The following is a 22,841-nucleotide window of genomic DNA, read 5'->3' as shown; positions in this document are numbered from 1 at the left end:
GTGGCGCCGCGCGTGGTCGTCGCCGAGGCGGACGGTGGTTCCCGGGGCAACCCCGGCCCGGCCGGCTACGGCGCGGTCGTCCGCGACCCCGACACCGGTGAGGTGCTGGCCGAGCGGAGCGAGTCGATCGGCGTCGCCACCAACAACGTCGCCGAGTACCGGGGGCTGATCGCCGCGCTGGAGGCCGCCGCCGAACTGGGCGCCGCCGAGGTCGACGCGCGGATGGACTCGAAGCTCGTGGTCGAGCAGATGTGCGGCCGCTGGCAGATCAAGCACCCCGGGCTGCGCCCGCTCGCCGCGCAGGCCGCCGGGCTGGTGAGCCGCTTCACCGCCGTCCGGTTCCACTGGATCCCGCGCGAGCGCAACCGACACGCCGACGCCCTCGCCAACGCCGCCATGGACGCCGCCGCCGGCCGTTCCCCGGCCCAGGCCGCCGTCGCGCCGCCGCGTGTCGCGGAGCCGCCGCGCGAAGTCGCCGGCCCGGACTCGCCGGCGCGGGCGCGGGCCCGTGAGGTGGCCGCCCGCGCCGCGTCGACGAGCACCGGCACCGACCCGGCCACCGCGCCCGCCTCCTGGGAGCCGCGGCCGAGTTTCGCCGCGACCCGGCTGATCCTGGTCCGGCACGGCGAGACCGCGTACACGGCGCAGCGCCGCTACTCCGGCCGGGGCGACGTGCCCCTGTCGGAGCGCGGCCTCGGCCAGGCCCGGGCCGCGGCCGCCCGGGTGGCCGCGCTGGCCCCGACCGTCGCGGCCGTGGTCAGCTCACCCCTGTCCCGTTGTACGGCGACCGCCGAGGCGATCGCCGGCGCGCTCGGCGGTGCGCCGGTGCGCCGCGAGGACGACCTCGTGGAGTGCGACTTCGGGGACTGGGAGGGGCGTACCTTCGCCGAGGTCCGCGAGCAGTGGCCGGGGGAGATGGACGCGTGGCTCGCCTCGGCCCGGGTGGCCCCGCCGGGCGGCGAGTCGTTCGCCGCCGTCGCCGAGCGCTGCCGGCGCGCGGTCGACGGGCTGTGCCGCGCGTACCCCGGGGAGACCGTGGTGGTGGTCTCGCACGTCTCGCCGATCAAGCTGGTGCTGCGCGACGCGCTCGCGGCCGGTGACGGTTTCCTGCACCGGCTGTTCCTGGACCCGGCCGGCATCTCGGTGCTCGACACGTGGCCCGACGGCGGCGTCGCGGTGCGCTCGGTCAACGACACCGCGCACCTGGACGGGGTCGGCTGACCCTCGGCGGCAGCCCGTCGTCCGACCCCCGCGCCCGCCACCTCCCGCCGGCGGGCTCGCGAGCTTCTTGTAGCAGGTCAGGGCGGTGGCCATGGCCAGGCCTCGGCTCTGCCGGTCGTTGCGGATTCCGTAGGGGATCTTGAGACCGCGAGTAGCCCATGGCAGGCTCATGCCGCGTGATCGATGATTTCGCGAAAGCCAACCTGCACGGGAGACTGCGGCGGGACCGCAAGGCGCTGCTCTGGAAACTCGACGGCTTGTCCGAATACGACGCCCGCCGGCCTTTGACAGCGACCGGGACCAACCTCCTCGGCCTGGTCAAACACGTGGCCACCGTCGAGGCCAGGTACTTCGGCGAGGTCTTCGACCGCCCTTCCCCGGAACCGCTGCCCCGGTGGCAGGACTCCAACGGCAGCGATCTGTGGGCGACCGAGGACGAGACCCGCGATCAGATCATCGCGTTCTACCGGCGCATGTGGGAGCACTCGGACGCGACGATCAACTCGCTTCCCCTCGACGCCCCCGGCCACGTGCCGTGGTGGCCGGAGCCTTATGCCGACACGAACCTGTTCGCCATCATGGTCCATGTCCTCGGCGAGTCCATCCGGCATGCCGGGCACGCCGATATCCTGCGCGAGGGCCTCGACGGCCGGACCGGGTTGCGCGCCGAACACGAGAGCCAGATCGACGGGGAAGCCCGTGCAGCCTACTGCGCGAAGATCGAGCAGGCCGCCAGGTCGGCTGACCAGGCGGCCTGACCTGACCGGCGGGCAGTGGCTGTTCTGGCTCTGCCGACAAGGGCCTCCACCAGCTACGCCACGTCGTCGAGAACGGCATCAACAGACTCAAACGCCACCGCGGCGTCGCCACCCGCTACAAGAGACTGGCAGTCCGCTTCCACGCCGTCCTGACCATCACGATCATCACTGAGTGGCTCTGACCGGTTCATGAACACGCCGTGCCCCGCGCCCGCCGCCTTCCGCCGTGCCCGCGCCCGCCACCGGGCGACGTTCGCGGTGACCGCCGTCCGGCGCACGTCGCCGGCCGTTCGGCGCAGCGTCAGGCCTCCATCGAAGGTGACCGGGGTCACAGGGTCGTAGCCTCCGGCCGTCCACCAATGTCGATCTATGACACGGGAAGGTTTGTCGCAATGGCCGAACCCGAACCGGAGGCGCCGACCGTGGCGCGCACCAGGGCGAAGGACCACAGCCCCTGGAACTGGTTGCTCTTCCTCCCCATCCTGGTGCCCCTGGTCCCGGTGTTCTTCAACGCCGACTCGCCCCGGCTGCTCGGCTTCCCGCGCTTCTACTGGCTCCAGCTCACCTACATCCTGCTCGGCGTGACCACGACGACGTTCGTGTACCGGATGACGAAGAAGCGGGGTGGCCGGTGAGCGCGAGGAGTGAGCCGGGCCTGCGAGCCCCGCAGTCGCGAACGAAGGTGTCGTCGGTGAGCGCGAGGAGTGAGCCGGGCCTGCGAGCCCCGCAGTCGCGTACGAAGGTGGTGCGGTGATGTGGCGCGACCACCTCACCGAGATCATCGTCTTCTCGGTGCTCTTCCTGCTGGTCAGCGGCATGGGGTTCGTGGCGGCCCGGTGGCGGGCCCCGAAGGACATGGCCCACCTCGACGAGTGGGGGCTGGGCGGGCGCAACTTCGGCGGCTGGATCACCTGGTTCCTGGTCGGCGGCGACCTCTACACCGCGTACACCTTCGTGGCGGTGCCGGCGCTGATGTTCGGGGCCGGCGCGGCCGGCTTCTTCGCCGTGCCGTACACGATCGTCGTCTATCCGCTGGTGTTCCTGGTGCTGTGCCGGCTCTGGTCGGTCTCGCACCGGCACGGGTTCGTCACCCCGGCGGACTTCGTCCGCACCCGCTTCGACTCGCCGGTGCTGGCCCTGCTCATCGCGATCACCGGCATCGTCGCCACGATGCCGTACATCGCGCTGCAACTGGTCGGCATCGAGGCGGTACTCAAGACCATGGGGGTCACCGGCGAGAGCGCCCTGGCCCGGCACCTGCCGATCATCATCGCGTTCGCGATCCTGGCCGCGTACACCTACCAGTCGGGGCTGCGCGCGCCGGCGCTGATCGCGTTCGTCAAGGACACGCTCATCTACATCGTGATCCTGGTGGCGGTGCTGTACCTGCCGTACAAGCTGGGTGGTTGGGGGGAGATCTTCGACGCCGCGGAGGCGAAGTTCGACGCGTCGCCCAACCCCAACGACGGGGTGCTGCTGAACACCAACAACCAGCTCCAGTACGTCACGCTGGCGTTCGGCTCGGCGCTGGCGCTGTTTCTGTATCCGCACAGCATCACCGGCGTGCTGGCCAGCCGGAACCGCTCCGTGATCAAGCGGAACATGTCGGCGCTGCCCGCGTACAGCCTGTTGCTGGGGCTGATCGCGCTGCTCGGCTTCATGGCCATCGCGGCCGGGGTGAAGCCGCTGCCGGGGTCGTCACCGGGGAGCGTGGACAACAACACGGTGGTCCCCGTCCTGTTCGACCAGCAGTTCCCCGACTGGTTCGCGGGCGTCGCGTACGCGGCCATCGGCATCGGCGCGCTGGTGCCGGCGGCGATCATGTCGATCGCGGCGGCGAACCTGTTCACCCGCAACATCTACAAGGAGTACCTGAAGCGGGACGCCAGCCCGGCGCAGGAGGCCACCGTCTCCAAGATCACCTCGCTGGTGGTGAAGGTCGGCGCGGTGGCCTGCATCGTCTTCCTCGACCCGCAGTTCTCCATCGACCTCCAGCTCATCGGCGGTGTGATCATCCTTCAGACGCTGCCGGCGGTCGCCCTCGGCCTCTACACCCGCTGGTTCCACCGGGACGCCCTGATCGGCGGCTGGGTCGCGGGCATGGGGCTGGGCATGTGGATGCTCTACCAGATCCCGAACGCCGCCACCGGCCGCAAGCACTTCGGCGGCTCGGCGTTCCCGCTGTCGGACTTCGGCTTCGACACCTCGAAGACGATCTACGTCGGGATCGTGGCGGTACTGGTCAACCTCGCGGTCGCGGCCCTGCTGACGCTGGCGCTGCGCGCCGCGAAGGTACGCGACGGCGGCGACGGCACCACGTCGGACGACTACTTCGCCGACGAGGGTGACCCCCGCGTCGTACCCGGCCCGCGCCGCGCCGCCGACGCCGCCACCCCGGAACCGGCCGCGTGACAGGAAGGGCCCCCGCCCATCGCGGTTCGACGTGCGGGGGCCCTTCCCCGCACCGGCAGGCCGGGGCCGGCTCGGCGCTGCGCCCACCGGAGCGGGCGCGAAGCCGCCTCGCCCCGCCGGGGCGGCGCGCATAGGATCCGGCGATGACCAACGAGCCGCCGGACCGCCCGCAGCCCGCCGGGCGGGGCCCGACGCGGCGGCCGGCCAGCATCGTGGTGAGCGTGTCGCTGCTCGCGCTCTGGTGGGCGTACGCCCTCGCGGTCGACATCGTGCTGCTCGGTGCGGTCGGTGGCGCGGGAAACTGGCTGGCCCTGGCCTGTTGCACGGTGGCGGCCGTAGCCGTGCTCCGGGGGCTCTGGCACGGCGGCCCGCTGGCGTGGCGGGTGGTGCACAGGTTCGCCGCGCCGGTCGCCGTCGCCGTCCTCGGCGGGGCCGGCATCATGCTGCTCCTCGGGCCGAGCCCCGGGTCGCTGATCACGCCGCCGGTCGATCCGGCGTTCGTCGCGGCGGCTGCTGGCGGGCTGCTGACGGTGCTGGCGTTGCTGGTCAGCGGGCTCCTGGTCCGCACCGCGCCGGCTCGTGCCTGGTGCGGTCGCGGCTGAACCCCGCACCCGTCCCACGGATGCGCCCTCCCGCCCCGAGGCGACGCCACCTGACCCGGCCCGGCCGGCACGGGCTCAGCGCACCGCGCGCCACAGCAGGTAGAGGCCGATCGCCGTGCCGAAGACCACGATCAGCACCTTCAGCACCACCGGCGGCAGCCGGCGGACCAGCCGCGCGCCCGCGTACCCGCCGACCAGCGTCGCCGGCGCGACCACCGCGACGGCCGCCCAGTTCACCGGCCCGAACAGCGCGAACACCACAAGCGTGGTCAGCCCGACCAACGCGGAGAGCAGGTTCTTGATCGCGCTCACCCGGGCCAGCGTCGCGTCCAGCACCAGGGCCAGGCCCGCGACCAGCATCACCCCGAGCGCCGCGCCGAAATAGCCGCCGTACACCGCGCCGACGGCGACCATGGCCTGCACGGTGACGGTACGGCGGCGGGCCGGCAGGTCGCGGGGATGCCCGACCAGCCGGCGCAGCGGATCCTGGAACGCCAGCACCGCCGTCGCCCCGAGCACCAGGAAGGGCACCACCAGCTCGAACGCCCGGGCCGGGGTGGCCAGCAGCAGCAGCGTGCCGGCGATCGCGCCGACGATCGTGGTGGGCACCAGCGTGGCCAACGCCCGCCGGGGCGGCAGATCCTGCCGGCTGCCCGCCACACTCGCCACGTACCCCGGGAAGACCGCCACCGAATTGCTCACGTTGGCCGGCACCGGCGGCAGGCCCACCGCGATCATCGCCGGGAACGTGATGAGCGACCCCCCGCCAGCCACCGCGTTGACGGTGCCCGCGGCGAGACCGGCGGCGAGCAGCAGCGCGGCGTCGGAGACATCCATGGTCACCAGAGGCTAGTACGCGCCCCGGGCGGAGCGGCTGCCGGTGCGGCGTGGCGGACACACCGCCCGCTGACGTGCGCGCCCGGCACCGGCCCCGGGGCGGCAATAGCCGCGCCCATGGCGTCGTTAGGATGGGTACGCGACGGACGAGTCGACCGGGCGGTCGCGTCGGCGGGCTCCGGCCCGCCGCCGAGGAACGTCCGGACTCCACAGGGCAGGGTGGTTGCTAACGGCAACCCGGGGCGACCCGCGGGACAGTGCCACAGAAAACAGACCGCCGACCCCATCGGGGACGGTAAGGGTGAAACGGTGGGGTAAGAGCCCACCAGCACCCCGGGTGACCGGGGTGGCTCGGTAAACCCCACCCGGAGCAAGGCCAAGTAAGGGCCGTCATCAGCAAAGGTGACGACCCCGCGCAGACGCTTGAGGGCTGCCCGCCCGATGTCTGCGGGTAGGCCGCTTGAGCCTGCCGGCAACGGCAGGCCTAGATGGATGGCCGCCGCCGGCGCGAACCCCTCGGGGCACGTGCCGGTCACAGAATCCGGCGTACAGGTCGACTCGTCCGTCGCCCACCAGCTCAGAGCCGCGATAAGGCTCTGAGCTGTTTCCATGTGCGGGCGTCGATGGGGGTTCTTGGTCAACTTTGCCCGACGGTTGACGCCCTGCTGGCGCCTGAGCTTGGGGCCGGGCGGTAGGTGGCAGGCTCGTCGGGTCGGTGGAGATCGATGTCGTGGGGTGATACTTCCTCGCAGAGCCGCCCACCGTCGCGACGGTCGGTTGCCGGGGCGGCGGAACGGGGGATCTTGCATGCTGACTGATCCAGTCGGTACGTCGCCGGCCCGGAACGGACGGTCGGTCCGTTGGCTGCCGGCGGCCGTACTCGCCCTGCTCATGTTCGTGCTCGGGGGCCTGACCGTTCCGACCGCTGCCACCGGCCCTGCCGGGCGGCTGCCGGCCACGCTGCCGGTCGCGACCACATACGGCCCGTTCGACGTCGGCTTCGCCGAGGGCAGTGGTCTGCTCGACGCCGATCTGACCCGCCGGCTGGACGACATGGTCGCCTACCTGCCCGGCCGTTCGCCGATGATCCGCGTCGACCTCGACTGGTGGTACGTGCAGCCGTGCCGCACCTGCGCGCTGCGCTGGGACCGGCTCGATCCGGTGGTGGACGCCGCCAGGGCCCGGGGCATCCGGGTGCTGCTGGTGCTCGCCTACGCGCCGCCCTGGGCCAACGGCGGGAACAGCACCGACAAGTGGTTCCCCACCGACGACACCGACTGGACCGCGATCGTCGACGCGACTGTGCGGCGCTTCGCCGGTCGGGTGCACGCCTACGAGGTCTGGAACGAGCCCAACAACGGGCGCACCGGCGACTATGAGGGCTTCGGCAACTACGCCACCGACCGGAAGACCCGCTACTGGCAGTTGGTCCGGCTCGCCTACCCCCGGATCCACGCCGCCTGCCAGGACTGTGTGGTGCTCGCTGGCGCCTCGGGCAACGGCTCCCCGGTCACCGGCACCGGCAACCCGAACGAGTCGGCGTTCTGGCTGGACTGGGCCTATCGCAACGGGTACGGCCCGTACTTCGACGCGGTGGCGCACCACCCGTACCCGGCATGGAACTCAGGTCTGGGCCCGGCCGCGCCGGAATGCGTCAACCGCTGGTGGAACCTCTTCGGTCCGCCCAGCGAGAACCCGCCCTGTGGGGAACTCGCCTACCTGCGCTCGGTCATGCTCAAAAACGGTGCCGGGGCGAAGAAGATCTGGGGCACCGAGTTCGGCTACCCCACTTCGGGGGCGACGGGGCTGAGCCGGGAGACGCTCCGGGACCACCTGGTCCAGGCGGTGCACATGTGGCGGGCACTGAGCTACACGGGACCGTTCTTCGTCTACTCCTACCGTGACGCCTGCGTCGACCCGGCCAATCCGGAGTGCAACTTCGGGGTGGTGACCCGCGACTTCAGCCCCAAGGAGCCGATCTTCAGCGATCTCTCGGTCAAGCTCTCCGACGCCGTACCGGCTGATCTGCGCACCGGGCAGACCCTGCGCCGCTGGGCCGGGCTGCGCTCCCTCGACGACCGCTTCGAGCTCTGGTTGCAGGCCGACGGCAACCTGGTCCTCTACCGCAGAAGCACAGCCACCGCGCTCTGGGCGAGCAACACCCGCGACGGCGTGCGGCTGGTCAACGGCTCCGACGGCAACCTGGCGCTCCACCGGGCCGACGGAACAGTCACCTGGTCCAGCCGGACCGGGGGGCACGGCCCCACCACGCTCTGGCTACAGGAGGACGGCAACCTGGTCCTCTACCGAAACAGCGACGCGGAGCCCGTCTGGGCCAGCGGCAACACGGGCTGACCGACCCAGACGGTACGGCGGCCGTTGCGCACCCGCGTCGACGGCCGCCGTACGCACCCCTTACCGCGCACCCGGCCCCCGCCCACCGGCGGCGTCCGGCTCCACGCGGAGTTGTCGCAGCGCCGCTGCGAGATGAGCGCGGCTACCCCGGCGCCCTCCTGCCCGCCGACGTTCGCCGGCCGGGTCGCCGAGGTCGCTTTTCGTGGCTGCTGGTGTGTGGTGGCGCGAAGGAGTGTGGTCCGGGATAGCCTTGGCGCATATGGCTACCTATCGCAGCGCCTCAGTGCTTCTTTCCTCGGACGGCACCAGGACCCCTGGCACCGCCGCGCTCTTCGCCGAGCCCGCCCGTAGGGGTGGTACGCCGCCGTGGGCGGGTGACTTCCGGCCCGCCAACAGTGCCGGCAGTGGTCCCAAGAACGCGGTCGGGAAGACCTTCACGTTGGAGTTGCCCGACGGCAGCACCGGTCGGGTCGTCGTCCAGGGCCTCAAGAGCGGTAAGGGCGGCGTCGTGCTGGCGCTGATGGGCGAGGACGCGCCCCCCTTCTGACCAGGAGACCGACCCCCTCCTGAAGCTCATGTCCCAGACCACGTCGGGGCCGGCTCCCGGGCGCCGGCGCCCGACGCGGACCCTGCCCTCTCCTCCGTGTCTGACGTGCCGGCGGTGCTCCTACGATGCCGGCATGTGGTCAATGGGACTGAGGTGGGACCCGGCTGCGGGAGACCCCACCGTGCACGCCCTGCACAGGGCACTGCGCAGCCGGAACTGGGCCGAGGCGCGACGGGTGGTCGACGCGACCCCCGGCGACGAGCGCATCGCGCTGATCGACGGGTTCGCATACCTGCCGAACGCGTACGCGCTGGCCAGCGGCTGGGTGGCCGCGGAGTCGCACGACAGGTTGCCGGCACTGGTGCAGGGGGCGGCAGGCGTCAGATGGGCCTGGGAGGCCCGGGGGGCCCGCGTCGCCAAGCTGACCCGGCAGTCGCAGTTCGAGGAGTTCCACCGCCGGCTCGCACTCGTCGAGCGGACGTTGTGGGAGGTGGTGGCCGACGATGAGGACGATCCCGCGCCATGGACCTTCCTGGTGAAGTCGGCACGCGGCTCACGGGCCGACCGGGGCGAGGCGCAGCGACGGTTCGTCGGCGCCACCCGGCACGCGCCGTTCAACACCGTCGCGCACGCGCACATGCTGCAGTACAGGTGCCGCAAGTGGTTCGGTAGCCACGAAGAGATGTTCGTGTTCGCCCGATCCGCCACGAGAACGGCACCGGCCGGCAGCCTCCTGCCCGTCCTCGTCGCGCTCGCCCACTCGGAGCGGTGGGTCAGCTCCGGTGGCGAGGAGGTCTGGAACTACATGCGTGCTCCCGAGGTGCGGGCGGAGCTGCGCGCCGCCGCCGAGCGGTCGATCTGGCACGCCGACCACCGCCACAGCATCGGCTGGCCGAGGGCGTGGAACTCGTTCGCACTCGCGTTCAGCGTGGCCCGGGACTGGCCGTCGGCGGCCAGGGTCTTCGATGGCCTCGGCAACCGGGTCACCGACGACTGGCACTACGTTCTCGGCCCGGCCCGCCTGCGGTTCCGCCTGGCCCGCCGCAAGGCGTATGCCAACCGCGACCTGCCGGTGGCGGCGTGAGGACCCGGCCGCCGTGCTGTCGCCCGCCGGCCGATCCGACCTGTCCGGGCACAGCATGTCGGGTCGGGCGGCCCCCGCGCGCCTAGCGTTGCGGCGGTGACAGGGGAGGAGCAGCGGGTGCTGGAGCGGCTCAACGAGGCCATGGAGCACATCGAGCGGCACCTCGATCAACCGATCGAGGTGACCGAGCTGGCACGGATCGCGGTGACGTCGGAATACCACCTCCGGCGGCTCTTCTCCGCGCTGGCGGGCGTCGGCCTGTCCGAGTACATCCGGCGGCGGCGGCTCACGGTCGCGGGCGCGGAGGTGCTCGCGGGGGAGCGGACGCTGCTCGACGTCGCGGTCCGCTACGGCTACGGCTCCACCGAGGCGTTCGCCCGGGCGTTCCACGCCGTGCACGGTGTGGGCCCCGGCGAGGCCCGGCGTACGGGGGCGGCGTTGCGCTCCCAGCCCCGGATGTCCTTTCGGCTCGTCGTCGAGGGGAGCAGCAGCATGCGGTACCGGATCGTGCGGAAGGACGGGTTCCACCTGGTGGGCCGCACGGCCCGCGTACCGCTGCGGCACGAGGGGATGAACCCCGCGATCGCCGCCTTCGTCAAGGGCCTCGACACCGAGACGGCACGCCGGATCGGGGCCCTGTCCGACCAGGAGCCGCAGGGCATCGTCAACGTCAGCGCCGACGTGGCCGACGGGCGCGCGGAGGGTACCGAGCTGGACTACTGGCACGCCGTGGTGACCGGCGCGGACGTGCCGGAGGACCTGGACGCGTTGGCTGTGCCGGCGGGCGCCTGGGCGGTCTTCGAGACCGCCGGGGCGTTCCCGCAGGCGGTGCAGTACCTGTGGCGGGACGTGTTCACCCAGTGGTTCCCGTCCAACCCGTACCGCAGCCGGCCGGGACCGGAGATCTCGCGTACCCGGCTGTCGGCGGACGGCACGCAGGCGGACGCCGAACTCTGGATCCCGGTGGAGCCCGTGACCGACTGACACCGGGGGGCCCGCCGAAATTGGCGGGCCCCCCACCCTATGTAGGGTTTCGATATAGTCCGGCCGTGCGCATCACCATCCCGGTCGCGCGGGTGCTCGCCGCGCTGCTGACCGAACCGGACGTCGAGCGCTACGGCCTGGACCTGATCGCCATGACGGGCCTGCCCAGCGGCACCCTCTACCCGGTGCTGCACCGGCTCCGGTCGGCCGGGTGGCTCACCGCCGAGTGGGAGGCCGTCGACCCGTCCAGCGTGGGCCGGCCGGCGCGACGCTACTACCGGCTGACGGCGGAGGGGGTGGCCGCCGCCCGGCGCGCACTGGCCGAGCTGCGGGCCCTGGCCCCCGACCCCCGCCCGTCCGGGGGCGGCATCGAGCCCACCGGGGCGCCGGCATGGTGAGCCGACGCGTGGCCGCGATGCTGCTCGCGGTCGCGCGGCGCCGCTGGCCGATCGAGCTCCGTGCCGAGCTTGGCCGGGAGTGGGCCGCCGAGCTGCAGGTCCTCGCCGAGCGGGGACAGCGGGTGCGGATGTTGCGCTTCGCCGCCAGCCTGGCCGTACGCCGCTCCGGCGTCGATGCCCCCGACCACGCGCCGATCGCCCGCCGACTGCTCCGGACGACCCTTCCGCTGCTGCTCGCCCCGTCGGCTTGCGTCGGGGTGGTGCTCGTCAGCCTGTTCGCGATGAACGTCGTGGTCGAGTGGCTGAGCTGGCGGGTCGGGTGGGCGTTCGACCTGCAACTGCCGATCGCCACCGTACTGACCCTCTGCGGAGCGGTGGGGCTGGCCGTGTGCGCGGAACGGCTGGCTCGCGGCGGCGCGCCCGCCGGAGGCTGGCGCGTGTCCTTCGGCATCGTGGTTCCCGTCGCGCTGACCCTCGCGGCGGCCGGGCGAGCCGTGATCGGGGACGCCGACGCGCTGGCCCGCGTCGCGCCCGGGCTGGTGCTCTGGCTCGCCGGGCTGGCCCTGGTCCTACGGGTGACGACCAGGCTGGCCGGGCGCGGCCGGGTTCGGCTCGCGTGGTGCGTCGGCGTGCTCGGCGCGATCGTCGTGGCCGACCTGGCGACGGTCGTCGCCGTGTTGAGCCACGTTCCGGCGGGCACGGGGACCGTCGTCTACGGGGTGCCGGAGGGCGTGGACCCCACCTTCGCCCCGCTGTGGCTCCTCGCCTGCTACACCGACTCGGCGCTCGGCCTGCCCGGACCGACCGAACAGGAGATTTTCCTGATCACCGACGCGGTCCTCCTGGAGCCCCTGCTCTACCTCGCCTGCACTCCCTACGCGCTGGCCTGGGCGATCCGGGCCGCCCGAGGCCGGCCGGAGCCGGCCGCCGACCACGCCGTCCCCGAACCGGTCGTCCGTCCGTCCTGACCCGACCGCGAGGCGGGGCGACCGGTCGCGGCCGGCCGCTGCCAAACCCCGGCCCGGCCCGGGCCGCAGGTCACACCGCCGCAGCGCGGATCTCGTCCAGGACGCGCCGTTGGAAGGCGCGGGCCTCGGGACCGCCCGGCGGCGGCCCGCCGGCCCGCGCCGCGATCGACCGTTCGATCAGGTTGGCGGCCCCGCCGCCGGTCGGGTCGGCAGCCGCGTCGCCGTCGGTCGCGTCGGCCGGCCGGCTGTCGGCGAGCAGCCGGCGGCCGGCGTCGACCTTCGACAGCCAGATGCCGTGGCGGAGCCTGACCAGGGAGCGGCAGGCGCCGAGCACCGCGTCCTCGGCCCCCGGGGCGGGACCGTCGCCGGGCGGGGTCGGCAGGGCCAGCCACCAGCGCAGCGCGTCGGTCAGCAGGCGGCGCAGGTCGGCGGGGGAGAGGTCGGCGAAGGCCTCGGCGGCCGGCGGCCCGAGCAGGGCGTACCCGCACTGGTGCAGGATGCTGCGGTCCAGGCCGTACCAGAACCTGCCGTCCTCGGCGGGTCGGTCGGCGGCGGCCCACGTCGCCCGGAACGGCATCCGCGCCCCGGTGTTCAGCTCGACCTCGAAGCCGGGTTCCGGCGTGCCGGAGCGGGCGACCGCCCGGCGGTAGACGACCAGTTCCAGTCCGCGCGCCGGGCAGGGCAGCGCCTCGTGCCGCAGCCGCGCCACCAGCTCCCGCCTGCGGGCGAGGTCGAGGGCGTCGGCGCAGACCAGCGCGACGTCGACGTCGCTGCGCCCCGGCTGGTACGCGCCCAACCCGACCGAGCCGGCCGCGTACGCCCCGACGAGGTCGACGCCGAGGACGTCGCGGGCGGCGGCGACCAGGTCGCCGAGGTAGCGGCGCAGGGGCGCATCGGGCCCGGTCATCTGCCCGCGCGGCGCGACCGCCGGCCGTCGCGCGGGGGTCGGCTGCCGCGCGGGGGCCGTAGGGCGGCCGGCCGGGTCAGTCGGGGCACGACAGCCGTTCGAGGGCGGCCGGGTCGGCGTCGGGCGGCACGGCCAGCGCGAAGCACGCCGCCGAGTCGGCCCGCTGCCAGCCGAAGACGGACGCCGCCGTCTTGCTGACCCGGACGCGCAGGACCAGCCGTACGGTCGGCTCCGAACGTGGCCCGCCGCTGTCGACGGTCAGCACCTCGACCCCGTCCACCGCGTCGGCGGCCTGCCGCAGCGTCGGCTCCCCGGCCGCCGGGTCGGCGAGCACCCGCGCGCGGGCGAGTTGCGCGGTGGCGGTCACCTCCCGCTCGGCCCGCTGCTCCAGCCGCTGCTGCGACCGCTCCCGCAGCAGCGGCAGCCCGACGGCCGCCCCGATTCCCGCCAGCACGATCGTCAGCAGCGCCACCGCCAGCCCGCGCCGCAGCCGTACCGAAATCCCACCCCCGTGTCGCACCCGGGGATTGTGCGGCACAGGGGTGTCCCGCGGCTGCCCCGTTCCGGGACGACGGGGCGCCCCGGGGATCCCGCAGGGCCTGTTTTCGCAGTTCCCGCCCCTGCCGGCGGAAGCACGTCTACTGTGGAGAACATCGACGACTTGTCGTGTTCCGGTGGCGGCCGGGTGGTCGGCGGTGCACAGTGATCCCATGAGCGACAGCGAAAGCGGTGCGCACTTCTACTGGTGTACCCGGCACCACCGGGTCGAGACCGACGCCGACGTGTGCCCCGCCAGGCACGTTCTGGGGCCGTACGCCTCGGCCGCCGACGCGGAGAACGCCCTGCAGACGGTGCGGGAGCGCAACGACGCGTGGGAGGCCGAGGACGCCCGCTGGTCCGGGGAGGGCAGATAGGCGGCGCGGGATGGCCCGTGCCGAGGTACGTGGTGCTCCGCGAGGGCGAGAGCACCTCCCCAGGAAGGGAACCAAGATGGCCGAAGCACAGCAGGCCACCACCCGCCCGGCCGCCGGACGCACGACCGCCAGGAAGACCGCCGCGGCGGAGCGGACCGCGGGCACGGCGCGTACCGCGCGCGGGTCGGCCCCGGGCACGGCGGCGAAGAAGGCCCCGGCGAAGAAGGCGGCGGGCGGTGCGGGCCGGGCCCCGGCGAAGAAGGCCACCGCCACGAAGGCGCCCGCGCGGCAGAGCACGGCGAAGAAGGCGCCCGCGAAGAAGACGGCGACCGGGGCCGCCACCGCGGCGAAGAAGACGACGGCCGCGGCGAAGCGCACGGCCGCCACCGCCGCGAAGAAGGCGCCCGCCGCGGCGAAGCGGACGACGGTGGCCGCCAAGAGCCCGGCGGCGAAGAAGAAGACCTCGGCGAGGACGCCCGCCCGGCAGGCGGCGGCGGTGGCCGCCACCACGGCCAGGAAGGCCACCGCCCCGGCCAGGAAGGCCAGCACGGCGGCGAAGCAGGCCCCGGCGAAGAAGACCGTGGCGCCGAAGGCCACGTCGGCGGCGAAGAAGGCCACCTCGGCGGCCCGGAAGGCCACGACGAAGACCACGTCGGCGGCGACGAAGGCCCCCGCGAAGAAGACGACGCCCGCCAAGAAGGCGACGCCGGCCAGGAAGGCGGCCGCGACCCGGCCCACCGGTGGCGCCCGCAAGGCCGCCGCGACGAAGGCCCCCGCCAAAAAGGCCACCGCGACCTCCTCGGCCACCACCCGCAAGGCGGCGGCGAAGAAGGCGCCGGCGAAGAAGACGACAGCCGTCAAGGCCCCCGCCAGGAAGGCCACCGCCCGCAAGGCGCCCGCGCCGACGGCCGCCGCCCGCGCCACCGCTCCCAAGGGGGTACGGGCCACCTCGCGTCGGGCGACCGGCTGACAACCGCCGCCGGGCCGGATGCTCGCCGGCAGGCGGATCATCCGCCACACTGTCAGGATCGACCCCGTGGTGATCCGACGCGTACTCGCCCCCCGCATCGACTTCGGCGCGCTGCGCCGCGAACTGGGGCTGCCCGAGGCTTTCCCGGCCGCGGCGCAGCGCGAGGCGGACGAGGCGGCGTCCGCGCCGCCCCGGCCCGCCGCCGACCGCACCGACGTGCCGTTCGTCACCGTCGACCCCGCCGGCTCGCGCGACCTCGACCAGGCGATGCACCTCGCCCGCCGCGCCGGCGGCGGCTACCGGGTGTCGTACGCCATCGCCGACGTCGCCGCGCACGTCCGCCCCGGCGGCGCGCTCGAGGAGGAGACGTGGCGGCGCGGGCAGACCGTCTACCTGCCCGACGGCACCGTGCCGTTGCATCCGGAGACCCTCAGCGAGGGCGCGGCGAGTCTCCTGCCGGACGTCGACCGGGCCGCCGTCGTGTGGACCGTCGACCTGGACGCCGACGGCGGCACCGTCGGGGTGACGCTCTGCCGCGCGCTGGTGCGCAGCCGGGCCAAGCTGGACTACGTCGGCGTGCAGGCCGCCGCCGACGCCGGGCGGCTGCCCGACCCGATCGCCCTGCTGCCCGAGATCGGTGCTCTGCTCACCGCCCGTGGGCTGCGCCGGGGAGCGATCAACCTGCCGCTGCCCGAACAGGACCTGGAGGCCGACGGCGACGGCTGGCGGCTGGTGCTGCGCGGGCCGGCGCCGATGGAGGAACACAACGCCCAGATCTCGCTGCTGACCGGGATGGCCGCCGCCGACATCATGCTGGCCGGGGGGATCGGGCTGCTGCGGACGATGCCGGCGCCGAAACCCGAGGCGGTGACGCGGCTGCGGGCCGCCGCCGCCCCGCTGGGCGTGCACTGGCCGGACGGGGCCGGCCCCGGCGAGGTGATCGCCGGCCTGGACCCGTCACAACCCCGGGCCGCCGCCTTCGTCGACCAGGCCGCCGAGCTGATGCGCGGCGCGGCGTACACGGCCTTCGACGGCGGGCCGCCCGAGCAGCGCGAGCACGGCGGGGTCGCGGCCGCGTACGCCCATGTCACCGCGCCGCTGCGGCGGCTGGCCGACCGGTACGCCACGGAGGTCTGCCTGGCCCTGCACGAGAGCCGGCCGGTGCCCGACTGGGCCCGCGCGGCGCTGCCCCGGCTGCCCGACGTGATGGCCAGCACCGACCGGGCCGCCTCGGCGGCCAGCCGGGGCGCCATCGAACTGGCCGAGGCGGTGCTGCTCCAGCACCGGGTGGGGGAGAGCTTCGACGCGGCGGTGCTGGACGTCGACGCGCCCCCGAACGGCCGCTCCCGCCCGGGCCGCCCGCCCGGCGGCACCGTCGCGCTGGACGACCCGCCGGTGCGCGCCCGCTGCCTCGGCGAGCTGCCGCTGGGCGAGCGGGTCCGGGTACGGCTGGTGACCGCCGACCCGGTCACCCGCGCGGTGGCCTTCGAGCGGGCCTGACCCCGCCGCCTGCCCGGCCGTTCGCCGTCTGCGGTTCGCGGTTCGCGGCAGCGGGGATTGTCACAGGGCCAGCCGCTGCGGCCGGCGTCACGGGTTTGCGAGGATGACGGCATGGCTTACGACGCGAGCACGCTGCCCGACGTGTCCGGGCTGACTGTCGGCATCATCGGCGGCACCGGCGACCAGGGGCGGGGCCTGGCCTACCGGTTCGCCCGGGCCGGCCAGACCGTGCTGATCGGCTCCCGCTCCGCCGAGCGGGCCGCGCAGTCCGCCGAGGAGATCGCGGCCCTGCCCGGCGTGGCCGCCGGGGCCCGGGTCACCGGCGCGGGCAACGAGGAGGTGGCCCGGCGCAGCGACGTGATCATCATCGCGGTGCCGTGGGACGGGCACGCCGCCACCGTCGCCGCGCTCGCCGAGCCGCTCGCCGGCAAGATCGTCGTGGACTGCGTCAACCCGCTGGGCTTCGACAAGCAGGGCCCCTACGCGCTCCCGGTCGCCGAGGGCAGCGCCGTGCAACAGGCCGCCACGCTGCTGCCCGACTCCCGGGTCTGCGCCGCGTTCAACCACGTCAGCGCGCCGCTGCTGGCCGACCCGGAGATCGACCGGATCGACCTCGACGTGCTGATCTGCACCGAGGACCGGGAGCTGGTGGGTGTGGTCGCGGCGCTGGCCGCACGGATCCCCGGCATGCGGGGCATCTACGCCGGCCGGCTGCGCAACGCCCACCAGATCGAGGCGTTCACCGCCAACCTGATCGCCATCAACAAGCGCTACAAGGCCCACGCCGGCATCCGCGTCACGGACCTCTGACAGCCCCCACCTGCTCGACGCCGCCCCGCTCGGCTGCGCTCTGCTGATCTGTGCCCGGCCTTCGGCCCGCCCCGCCCTCGCCTCGCCCGGGATCCTGGCAGGGAACGGCCCTCCGGGGGGCCATTTCCTGCCAAGGTTTCTACCGGGCAGGCCGCCGGGCGGGGCTGCGTGCGCCGGGGCTGCGTGAGCCGGCGGGCGGGCGGGCTGCACGCGCTGTCGTCCTGTCGTACCGGCGGGGCAGGATCGGGGCATGACATGGCAGCTCACGATCGACTGCGGGGACCCGGGCCGGCTGGTGGCGTTCTGGGCGGAGGCGCTGCGTTACCGGCCCGCGCCCCCGCCGGCCGGGCACGCGACCTGGCGCGAGTGGTACCTGGCGACCGGCATCCCGGCGGACGAGCTCGGCGAGGGTGACTGTCTCGACCGGATCGAGGACCCGACCGGGGCCGGCCCACGGATCTGGTTCCAGCCGGTGCCCGAGCTGAAGTCGATCAAGAACCGGCTGCACATCGACCTGACGGTCGGTGGCGGGCGGTCGGTGCCGGTCGCGCAGCGCCGCGAGCGGGTGGACGCCGAGGTGGCCCGGCTGACAGGGCTGGGCGCGCGGGTGCTCGGCAGCATGGACGCCCCGGAGAACGACCACTACTCGGTGCAGCTCGCCGACCCGGAGGGCAACGAGTTCTGCGTGGTCTGACACCCCGGTGGTGCGGCCGGTGGGGCCGCACCACCGGCGGCGGTCAGAAGGTGTGTTCCGCGGCCGGGAAGTCGCCGCCCCGGACCTCGTCGGCAAAGCGTCGCGTCGCGTCGGTAAGCGTGCCCGCCAGGTCGGCGTAGCGCTTCACGAAGCGTGGTGCCCTGCCGGTACGCAGGCCGGCCATGTCCTGCCAGACCAGCACCTGGGCGTCGGTGTCCGCGCCGGCCCCGATGCCCACGGTCGGGATCGGCAGCTCCGTCGTGATCCGCTTGGCCACCTCGCCGGGCACCATCTCCAGCACCACGGCGAACGCGCCCGCCTCGGCCACGGCACGGGCGTCGGCGATCACGTCGTCGGCCGCGTCGCCGCGCCCCTGCACCCGGTACCCGCCGATTGCGTGCTCGCTCTGCGGGGTGAAGCCGACGTGCGCCATCACCGGGATGCCGGCGCCGGTGATGGCGGCGATCTGCGCCGCGCAGCGCCGCCCGCCCTCCAGCTTCACCGCCTGGCAGCCGCCCTCCTTCATGAACCGCACGGCGGTACGCAGCGCCTGCGTGGGGCCCTCCTCGTAGGAGCCGAACGGCAGGTCGCCGACGACCAGCGCGTGCCGGGTCGCCCGGACCACCGCGCGCACCAGCGGGAGCAGTTCCTCGGCGGTGACCGGCACAGTCGTCTCGTAGCCGAAGACGTTGTTGGCCGCCGAGTCGCCGACCAGCAGCACCGGAATGCCGGCCTGGTCGAAGATCGAGGCCGTGTACTGGTCGTACGAGGTGAGCATCGGCCACCGCTCGCCGCGCTCCTTGGCGGCGATCAGGTCGCGGGTGCGGACCCGCCGGGTGGCCGGGCCGCCGTAGAGGGCGGTCACCTCGGACGGGGTGGATTCCACCATGACTCTCTCCTTCCTCGAGGCCGCGTACGCGGTCCCCGGGTTCCGTCGCGATCGTCGCACCCGACGACCGTGCCACGGCAGAGCGCAGTGGAGGATGTCACTCCCGGGCCGCCCCGCCGGCCCGGGAGCCGACCGGTTCAGCCGTCCTCGCGCCAGCGGTTCGTGATCGGCAGCCGCCGGTCGCGGCCGAACGCCTTCATCGAGATCTTCGTGCCCGGGGCCGACTGGCGGCGCTTGTACTCGGCGGTATCCACCATCCGCAGCACCCGGTCGACGATGGCCGGGTCGTGGCCGGACGCGACCAGCCCGTCGCGGCCGAGGTCGCCGTCGACGTAGCCGATCAGGATCGGGTCCAGCACGTCGTAGTCGGGCAGGGTGTCGCTGTCGAGCTGGCCGGGGCTCAGCTCGGCGCTCGGCGGCTTGCCGATCGAGTTCTCCGGGATGGGCGGCGTCTCGCCCCGGCGGGCGGCGTCGGCGTTGCGCCACTTCGCCAGCCGCCAGACCAGCGTCTTCCAGACGTCCTTGACGGGGTTGAAGCCGCCGACGGAGTCGCCGTAGAGAGTGGAGTAGCCGACCGCCAGCTCGCTCTTGTTGCCGGTGGTCAGCACCAGGTGCCCCTCCTGGTTCGACAGGGCCATCAGGATCACCCCGCGGACCCGCGCCTGGAGGTTCTCCACGCTGACCCCGGAGAGCGACAGGTTCGCCAGGAAGGTGTCCACCATCGGCTGGATCGGCTCGACCCGGTAGTCCAGCCCGGTCCGCTTCGCCAGCTCGGCCGCGTCCTCCCGGCTGTGCTCGGAGGAGTGCTGGCTGGGCAGCGACACCCCCACCACCCGGTCGCCCCCGAGCGCGTCCACGGCCAGCGCGGCGACCACCGCGGAGTCGATGCCGCCGGAGAGCCCCAGCACCACGGAGGGGAACCGGTTCTTGTTGACGTAGTCGCGCAGGCCGAGCACGAGCGCCTGCCAGACCTCGGCCTCGTCGGCCACCGGGGCGATCGTCCCGCCGCTGGCGGCCGGCCCGGTGGGTGCCGGCGGGACGTCCCCGGCCTCGGCCCGCACCACCCGCATCCCGTCGGCCAGCACCTGCTCCGGGGCGGCCGGCTCGCCGGCGGCGGGCAGCTGCACGTCGTGCACCAGCAGGTGCTCCACGAACTGGGGGGCCCGGGCGAGCAGCGCGCCGTCGGCGCTCACGATCATCGAGTCGCCCTCGAAGACCAGCTCGTCCTGGCCGCCGACCATGTTGACGTACGCGACGGCCGCCCCGGCCTCGGCGGCCCGGCGGCGCACCAGCGGCAACCGCACGTCGTCCTTGTTCAGCTCGTACGGGGAGCCGTTGACGGTCAGCACCAGACCGACCCCCGCCTGGCGGGCGGCGGCGAACGGGCCGCCGGCCTGCCACAGGTCCTCGCAGATGGTCAGCGCCACGTCCACCCCGCCGACGCGGACCACGGTCAGCGCGTCGCCGGCGACGAAGTAGCGGTCCTCGTCGAAGACCCCGTAGTTGGGCAGGTGGTGCTTGAAGTAGCTGGCGACGATCTTCCCGTGGTGCAGCAGGGCCGCCGCGTTGCGGGCGCCCCGCCCGGGCTCGGCATCGCCGCTGACCTGCGGCGGCCCGTCGGCGTCCAGGTAACCGACCAGCACCGGCAGCCCGCCCAGCCCGTCGGCGACGAGGTCGGTGGCGAGGCGTTGCAGCGCGGCCTTCGACGCGGCGACGAAGGACCGGCGGAAGACCAGGTCCTCGACCGGGTAGCCGGTCAGCATCATCTCCGGGAACGCGACGATCTGGGCGCCGGCGTCGGCGGCGCGGCGGGTCCAGTCACGGACCAGGCCGCAGTTGCCGGCGAGGTCGCCGACGGTCGGGTTGACCTGGCACAGGGCGAGACGCAGGGTGGGCATGTCCCTCATCTTGCCCCAGCCGCCCGTCGCCGACACGGCGGGCGGCGCGGCGGGGCGCGGTGCGTGGGACAGGGCAGGACGCCCGCCGGCGGGTCGCGTAACGTCGGCGTAACGAGGCCGGTGGAGACTGGGCGGTCAGGCCGGGAAGGTTCCCGGTCGCCGGTGGGCAAGGTGTCGCGAGGGGTGGAAGTGGACCGTCAGCAGGAGTTCGTCCTCCGTACGCTGGAAGAGCGGGACATCCGGTTCGTCCGGCTGTGGTTCACCGACGTGCTGGGCACACTCAAGAGCGTGTCGGTGGCGCCCGCCGAGCTGGAGTCGGCCTTCGACGAGGGCATCGGCTTCGACGGCTCCGCGATCGAGGGGTTCGCCCGGGTCTTCGAGTCCGACATGGTGGCCATGCCCGACCCGACCACCTTCCAGGTCTTCCCGTTCGAGGGCGGGGCCAGCGGTGAGAGCGCCCGGATGTTCTGCGACATCCTGCTCCCCGACGGCGGCCCGTCCTGGGCCGACCCGCGGCACGTGCTGCGCCGGGCGCTGTCCCGGGCGGCCGAGAAGGGCTTCACCTTCTACACCCACCCCGAGATCGAGTTCTTCCTGCTGGAGAACGGCCCGCTGGACGGCTCGGTGCCGGTCCCGGTCGACACCGGCGGCTACTTCGAGCACACCACGCACGCGGTGGCGCGCGACTTCCGCCGCCAGGGCGTGCTGGCGCTGGAGCGGATCGGCATCTCGGTGGAGTTCAGCCACCACGAGGTCGCCCCCGGCCAGCAGGAGATCGACCTGCGCTACGCCGACGCGCTCACCACCGCCGACAACATCATGACCTTCCGGCACGTGGTCAAGGAGGTGGCGCTCTCCACCGGCGTGCAGGCCACCTTCATGCCGAAGCCGTTCACGGACCAGCCGGGCAGCGGCATGCACACCCACCTGTCGCTGTTCGAGGGGGAGCGCAACGCGTTCCACGACGCCGGTGACCCGATGAAGCTGTCGAAGGTGGCGCGGGCGTTCATCGCCGGGTTGCTGGTGCACGCCCGGGAATACACGGCCGTCACGAACCAGTGGGTCAACTCCTACAAGCGGCTCTTCCCGCAGGCGCTGCCGGACCGGGTCACCGAGAGCCCCGCGTACGTCTGCTGGGGTCACCTGAACCGGTCGGCGCTGGTCCGGGTCCCCGCCTACGGCAAGCCGAACTCGGCCCGGGTGGAGGTCCGTTCGCCGGACTCGGCGGCCAACCCCTACCTTGCCTTCGCGGTGCTGCTCGGTGCCGGGATGAAGGGCATCGAGGAGGGCTACGAGCTGCCACCGGGTGCCGAGGACGACGTGTGGTCGCTGACCAGCGCCGAGCGGCGGGCGATGGGCTACGAGCCGCTGCCGGAGAACCTGGCCGAGGCGATCGACGTCATGGCCGGTTCGGAGCTGGTCGCCGAGGTGCTCGGCGAGCACGTCTTCGACTTCTTCCTGCGTAACAAGCGGGCCGAGTGGGAGCAGTACCGCCGCGAGGTCACCCCCTACGAGCGGCAGCGATACCTGTCGCTGTAGGCCTGCCTCCGGGCGCCGCGGCGGGGCTGCCGCCGCTGGCGCGGTCCCGCTATCGTCTCGGTCACCGCGCCGGCATTCCCGCCGGGCGCATAGTTCGGGAGGCAGTCGGTGCTGGAGGACCTGCTCAGCGGAGCCTGGCAGAGCGTCGTGTTCGGGGTCGTCGGGGTGGGGCTGATGGCGGCCGGGTTCGGGCTGGTCGACGTGCTCACTCCCGGCCGGCTGCGGGACCTGATCTGGGTACGGCGCAACGGCAACGCCGCGCTGCTGCTCGCCGCCAACCAGCTCGGCATCGCCGGGATCGTGTTCACCGCGATCCTGACCAGCTACAGCGACTTCGCCCGGGGTCTCGCCTCGACGATCGTCTTCGGCCTGGTCGGGCTGGCCATCATGGCGCTGGCGTTCTTCGTGCTGGACCTGCTCACCCCCGGCCGGCTCGGCGAGATCATCGGCTCGGACGAGCCGCACCCGGCGGCGCGGGTCAGTGCCGCCACGCACCTCGGCGCCGCGCTGATCGTCTGCGCCTGCATCGCCTGAGCTGCTCGTCCGTCGCCGGG

At 73.6% G+C, this 22,841-nt stretch carries 23 protein-coding genes, 1 other RNA gene and 1 pseudogene; 20 read left to right on the top strand and 5 right to left on the bottom strand.

Annotation, left to right across the window (positions count from 1 at the left end; genetic code table 11):
• From ACQ452_RS20825 to ACQ452_RS20800, 6 genes and pseudogenes are all read left to right on the top strand, one after another.
• Positions 1 to 1,221 (top strand): bifunctional RNase H/acid phosphatase, encoded by a 1,221-nt coding sequence (locus ACQ452_RS20825; protein ID WP_433386795.1) that lies wholly within the window; start codon positions 1 to 3, stop codon positions 1,219 to 1,221.
• 176 nt (positions 1,222 to 1,397) lie between these two features.
• Positions 1,398 to 1,979, top strand: a complete 582-nt coding sequence (locus ACQ452_RS20820; RefSeq protein ID WP_433386794.1) for a DinB family protein — start codon at positions 1,398 to 1,400, stop codon at positions 1,977 to 1,979.
• A 35-nt stretch (positions 1,980 to 2,014) separates the two neighbouring features.
• Positions 2,015 to 2,161, top strand: a pseudogene (locus tag ACQ452_RS20815) (IS5 family transposase); the annotation flags it as partial.
• Between the two features lie 210 nt (positions 2,162 to 2,371).
• Positions 2,372 to 2,614 (top strand): DUF3311 domain-containing protein, encoded by a 243-nt coding sequence (locus ACQ452_RS20810; protein WP_433386793.1) that lies wholly within the window; start codon positions 2,372 to 2,374, stop codon positions 2,612 to 2,614.
• 118 nt (positions 2,615 to 2,732) lie between these two features.
• Complete coding sequence (gene mctP, locus ACQ452_RS20805; protein WP_433394287.1) at positions 2,733 to 4,391, top strand: monocarboxylate uptake permease MctP; 1,659 nt, start codon at positions 2,733 to 2,735, stop codon at positions 4,389 to 4,391.
• Between the two features lie 143 nt (positions 4,392 to 4,534).
• A complete protein-coding gene (locus ACQ452_RS20800) occupies positions 4,535 to 4,993 on the top strand; it encodes a hypothetical protein (protein ID WP_433386792.1) in 459 nt (152 codons plus the stop codon).
• Positions 4,994 to 5,068: 75 nt separating this feature from the next.
• Here the strand turns inward: ACQ452_RS20800 and ACQ452_RS20795 are convergent, their stop codons facing one another.
• On the bottom strand, positions 5,069 to 5,830 hold the full coding sequence (locus ACQ452_RS20795; RefSeq protein ID WP_433386791.1) for a sulfite exporter TauE/SafE family protein: 762 nt from the start codon (positions 5,828 to 5,830) through the stop codon (positions 5,069 to 5,071).
• Between the two features lie 147 nt (positions 5,831 to 5,977).
• Here ACQ452_RS20795 and rnpB point away from each other — a divergent pair.
• The 7 genes from rnpB to ACQ452_RS20760 all read left to right on the top strand — a co-directional run bounded on the left by rnpB (position 5,978) and on the right by ACQ452_RS20760 (position 12,166).
• An RNA gene (gene rnpB, locus ACQ452_RS20790) (RNase P RNA component class A) lies at positions 5,978 to 6,395 on the top strand.
• A gap of 242 nt (positions 6,396 to 6,637) precedes the next feature.
• Positions 6,638 to 8,185: a hypothetical protein gene (locus tag ACQ452_RS20785; RefSeq protein ID WP_433386790.1), complete on the top strand. Its 1,548-nt coding sequence runs from the start codon at positions 6,638 to 6,640 to the stop codon at positions 8,183 to 8,185.
• A gap of 259 nt (positions 8,186 to 8,444) precedes the next feature.
• Complete coding sequence (locus ACQ452_RS20780) at positions 8,445 to 8,732, top strand: hypothetical protein (RefSeq protein WP_433386789.1); 288 nt, start codon at positions 8,445 to 8,447, stop codon at positions 8,730 to 8,732.
• Positions 8,733 to 8,865: 133 nt separating this feature from the next.
• Complete coding sequence (locus tag ACQ452_RS20775; protein ID WP_433386788.1) at positions 8,866 to 9,816, top strand: DUF4034 domain-containing protein; 951 nt, start codon at positions 8,866 to 8,868, stop codon at positions 9,814 to 9,816.
• 117 nt (positions 9,817 to 9,933) lie between these two features.
• Positions 9,934 to 10,800, top strand: coding sequence for an AraC family transcriptional regulator (locus ACQ452_RS20770; protein WP_433394285.1), 867 nt, complete (start codon positions 9,934 to 9,936; stop codon positions 10,798 to 10,800).
• 65 nt (positions 10,801 to 10,865) lie between these two features.
• Positions 10,866 to 11,198, top strand: coding sequence for a PadR family transcriptional regulator (locus ACQ452_RS20765; RefSeq protein WP_433386787.1), 333 nt, complete (start codon positions 10,866 to 10,868; stop codon positions 11,196 to 11,198).
• A complete protein-coding gene (locus tag ACQ452_RS20760; protein ID WP_433386786.1) occupies positions 11,192 to 12,166 on the top strand; it encodes a hypothetical protein in 975 nt (324 codons plus the stop codon). Before ACQ452_RS20765 ends, ACQ452_RS20760 begins: the two co-directional genes overlap by 7 nt.
• Positions 12,167 to 12,236: 70 nt before the next feature.
• Here ACQ452_RS20760 and ACQ452_RS20755 read toward each other — a convergent pair whose 3' ends face one another.
• Both ACQ452_RS20755 and ACQ452_RS20750 read right to left on the bottom strand, forming a co-directional pair.
• Positions 12,237 to 13,073, bottom strand: a complete 837-nt coding sequence (locus ACQ452_RS20755; RefSeq protein WP_433386785.1) for a nucleotidyltransferase domain-containing protein — start codon at positions 13,071 to 13,073, stop codon at positions 12,237 to 12,239.
• Positions 13,074 to 13,149: 76 nt separating this feature from the next.
• Complete coding sequence (locus ACQ452_RS20750; RefSeq protein WP_433386784.1) at positions 13,150 to 13,593, bottom strand: hypothetical protein; 444 nt, start codon at positions 13,591 to 13,593, stop codon at positions 13,150 to 13,152.
• Between the two features lie 190 nt (positions 13,594 to 13,783).
• Here ACQ452_RS20750 and ACQ452_RS20745 point away from each other — a divergent pair, with 190 nt between their 5' ends.
• From ACQ452_RS20745 to ACQ452_RS20725, 5 genes are all read left to right on the top strand, one after another.
• Entirely contained in the window at positions 13,784 to 13,987 is a 204-nt protein-coding gene (locus ACQ452_RS20745) for a hypothetical protein (RefSeq protein WP_433386783.1), read from the top strand.
• A gap of 76 nt (positions 13,988 to 14,063) precedes the next feature.
• Positions 14,064 to 14,957 carry a histone gene (locus ACQ452_RS20740; protein WP_433386782.1) on the top strand — a complete coding sequence of 298 codons (894 nt, stop codon included), beginning with the start codon at positions 14,064 to 14,066 and terminating at the stop codon, positions 14,955 to 14,957.
• A gap of 66 nt (positions 14,958 to 15,023) precedes the next feature.
• A complete protein-coding gene (locus ACQ452_RS20735) occupies positions 15,024 to 16,457 on the top strand; it encodes an RNB domain-containing ribonuclease (RefSeq protein WP_433386781.1) in 1,434 nt (477 codons plus the stop codon).
• A gap of 111 nt (positions 16,458 to 16,568) precedes the next feature.
• On the top strand, positions 16,569 to 17,267 hold the full coding sequence (npdG, locus tag ACQ452_RS20730) for an NADPH-dependent F420 reductase (RefSeq protein WP_433386780.1): 699 nt from the start codon (positions 16,569 to 16,571) through the stop codon (positions 17,265 to 17,267).
• 250 nt (positions 17,268 to 17,517) lie between these two features.
• Positions 17,518 to 17,961, top strand: coding sequence for a VOC family protein (locus tag ACQ452_RS20725; RefSeq protein WP_433386779.1), 444 nt, complete (start codon positions 17,518 to 17,520; stop codon positions 17,959 to 17,961).
• A gap of 43 nt (positions 17,962 to 18,004) precedes the next feature.
• Here the strand turns inward: ACQ452_RS20725 and panB are convergent, their stop codons facing one another.
• Positions 18,005 to 18,850, bottom strand: coding sequence for a 3-methyl-2-oxobutanoate hydroxymethyltransferase (gene panB / locus ACQ452_RS20720; RefSeq protein WP_433386778.1), 846 nt, complete (start codon positions 18,848 to 18,850; stop codon positions 18,005 to 18,007).
• A 137-nt stretch (positions 18,851 to 18,987) separates the two neighbouring features.
• Positions 18,988 to 20,748: an NAD+ synthase gene (locus tag ACQ452_RS20715; RefSeq protein WP_433386777.1), complete on the bottom strand. Its 1,761-nt coding sequence runs from the start codon at positions 20,746 to 20,748 to the stop codon at positions 18,988 to 18,990.
• A gap of 189 nt (positions 20,749 to 20,937) precedes the next feature.
• On the opposite strand from ACQ452_RS20715, the gene glnA reads away from it, so the two are divergent.
• Together glnA and ACQ452_RS20705 are read left to right on the top strand one after the other, a co-directional pair.
• Positions 20,938 to 22,287 carry a type I glutamate--ammonia ligase gene (glnA, locus tag ACQ452_RS20710; protein ID WP_433394283.1) on the top strand — a complete coding sequence of 450 codons (1,350 nt, stop codon included), beginning with the start codon at positions 20,938 to 20,940 and terminating at the stop codon, positions 22,285 to 22,287.
• A gap of 108 nt (positions 22,288 to 22,395) precedes the next feature.
• Positions 22,396 to 22,821 carry a DUF350 domain-containing protein gene (locus tag ACQ452_RS20705; RefSeq protein ID WP_433386776.1) on the top strand — a complete coding sequence of 142 codons (426 nt, stop codon included), beginning with the start codon at positions 22,396 to 22,398 and terminating at the stop codon, positions 22,819 to 22,821.
• The last annotated feature ends 20 nt before the right edge of the window (positions 22,822 to 22,841 follow it).

This window comes from Micromonospora sp. KLBMP9576, assembly GCF_050941805.1.
In the GTDB taxonomy this organism is placed as follows: Bacteria; Actinomycetota; Actinomycetes; order Mycobacteriales; family Micromonosporaceae; genus Micromonospora.
The sequence above is the reverse complement of the archived record's forward strand: the minus strand, read 5'-3'. Positions and strand labels throughout refer to the sequence as shown.

Excerpts from the sequence above, each read along its gene's own strand:
- ACQ452_RS20810 (WP_433386793.1), top strand. The coding sequence starts at position 2,372 with ATGGCCGAACCCGAACCGGAGGCGCCGACCGTGGCGCGCACCAGGGCG.
- mctP (WP_433394287.1), top strand. The coding sequence starts at position 2,733 with ATGTGGCGCGACCACCTCACCGAGATCATCGTCTTCTCGGTGCTCTTC.
- ACQ452_RS20775 (WP_433386788.1), top strand. The coding sequence starts at position 8,866 with ATGTGGTCAATGGGACTGAGGTGGGACCCGGCTGCGGGAGACCCCACC.
- ACQ452_RS20745 (WP_433386783.1), top strand. The coding sequence starts at position 13,784 with ATGAGCGACAGCGAAAGCGGTGCGCACTTCTACTGGTGTACCCGGCAC.
- ACQ452_RS20740 (WP_433386782.1), top strand. The coding sequence starts at position 14,064 with ATGGCCGAAGCACAGCAGGCCACCACCCGCCCGGCCGCCGGACGCACG.
- ACQ452_RS20755 (WP_433386785.1), bottom strand. The coding sequence starts at position 13,073 with ATGACCGGGCCCGATGCGCCCCTGCGCCGCTACCTCGGCGACCTGGTC.
- ACQ452_RS20795 (WP_433386791.1), bottom strand. The coding sequence starts at position 5,830 with ATGGATGTCTCCGACGCCGCGCTGCTGCTCGCCGCCGGTCTCGCCGCG.
- ACQ452_RS20785 (WP_433386790.1), top strand. The coding sequence starts at position 6,638 with ATGCTGACTGATCCAGTCGGTACGTCGCCGGCCCGGAACGGACGGTCG.
- ACQ452_RS20715 (WP_433386777.1), bottom strand. The coding sequence starts at position 20,748 with ATGCCCACCCTGCGTCTCGCCCTGTGCCAGGTCAACCCGACCGTCGGC.
- panB (WP_433386778.1), bottom strand. The coding sequence starts at position 18,850 with ATGGTGGAATCCACCCCGTCCGAGGTGACCGCCCTCTACGGCGGCCCG.
- ACQ452_RS20725 (WP_433386779.1), top strand. The coding sequence starts at position 17,518 with ATGACATGGCAGCTCACGATCGACTGCGGGGACCCGGGCCGGCTGGTG.
- ACQ452_RS20760 (WP_433386786.1), top strand. The coding sequence starts at position 11,192 with ATGGTGAGCCGACGCGTGGCCGCGATGCTGCTCGCGGTCGCGCGGCGC.
- npdG (WP_433386780.1), top strand. The coding sequence starts at position 16,569 with ATGGCTTACGACGCGAGCACGCTGCCCGACGTGTCCGGGCTGACTGTC.
- ACQ452_RS20800 (WP_433386792.1), top strand. The coding sequence starts at position 4,535 with ATGACCAACGAGCCGCCGGACCGCCCGCAGCCCGCCGGGCGGGGCCCG.
- ACQ452_RS20780 (WP_433386789.1), top strand. The coding sequence starts at position 8,445 with ATGGCTACCTATCGCAGCGCCTCAGTGCTTCTTTCCTCGGACGGCACC.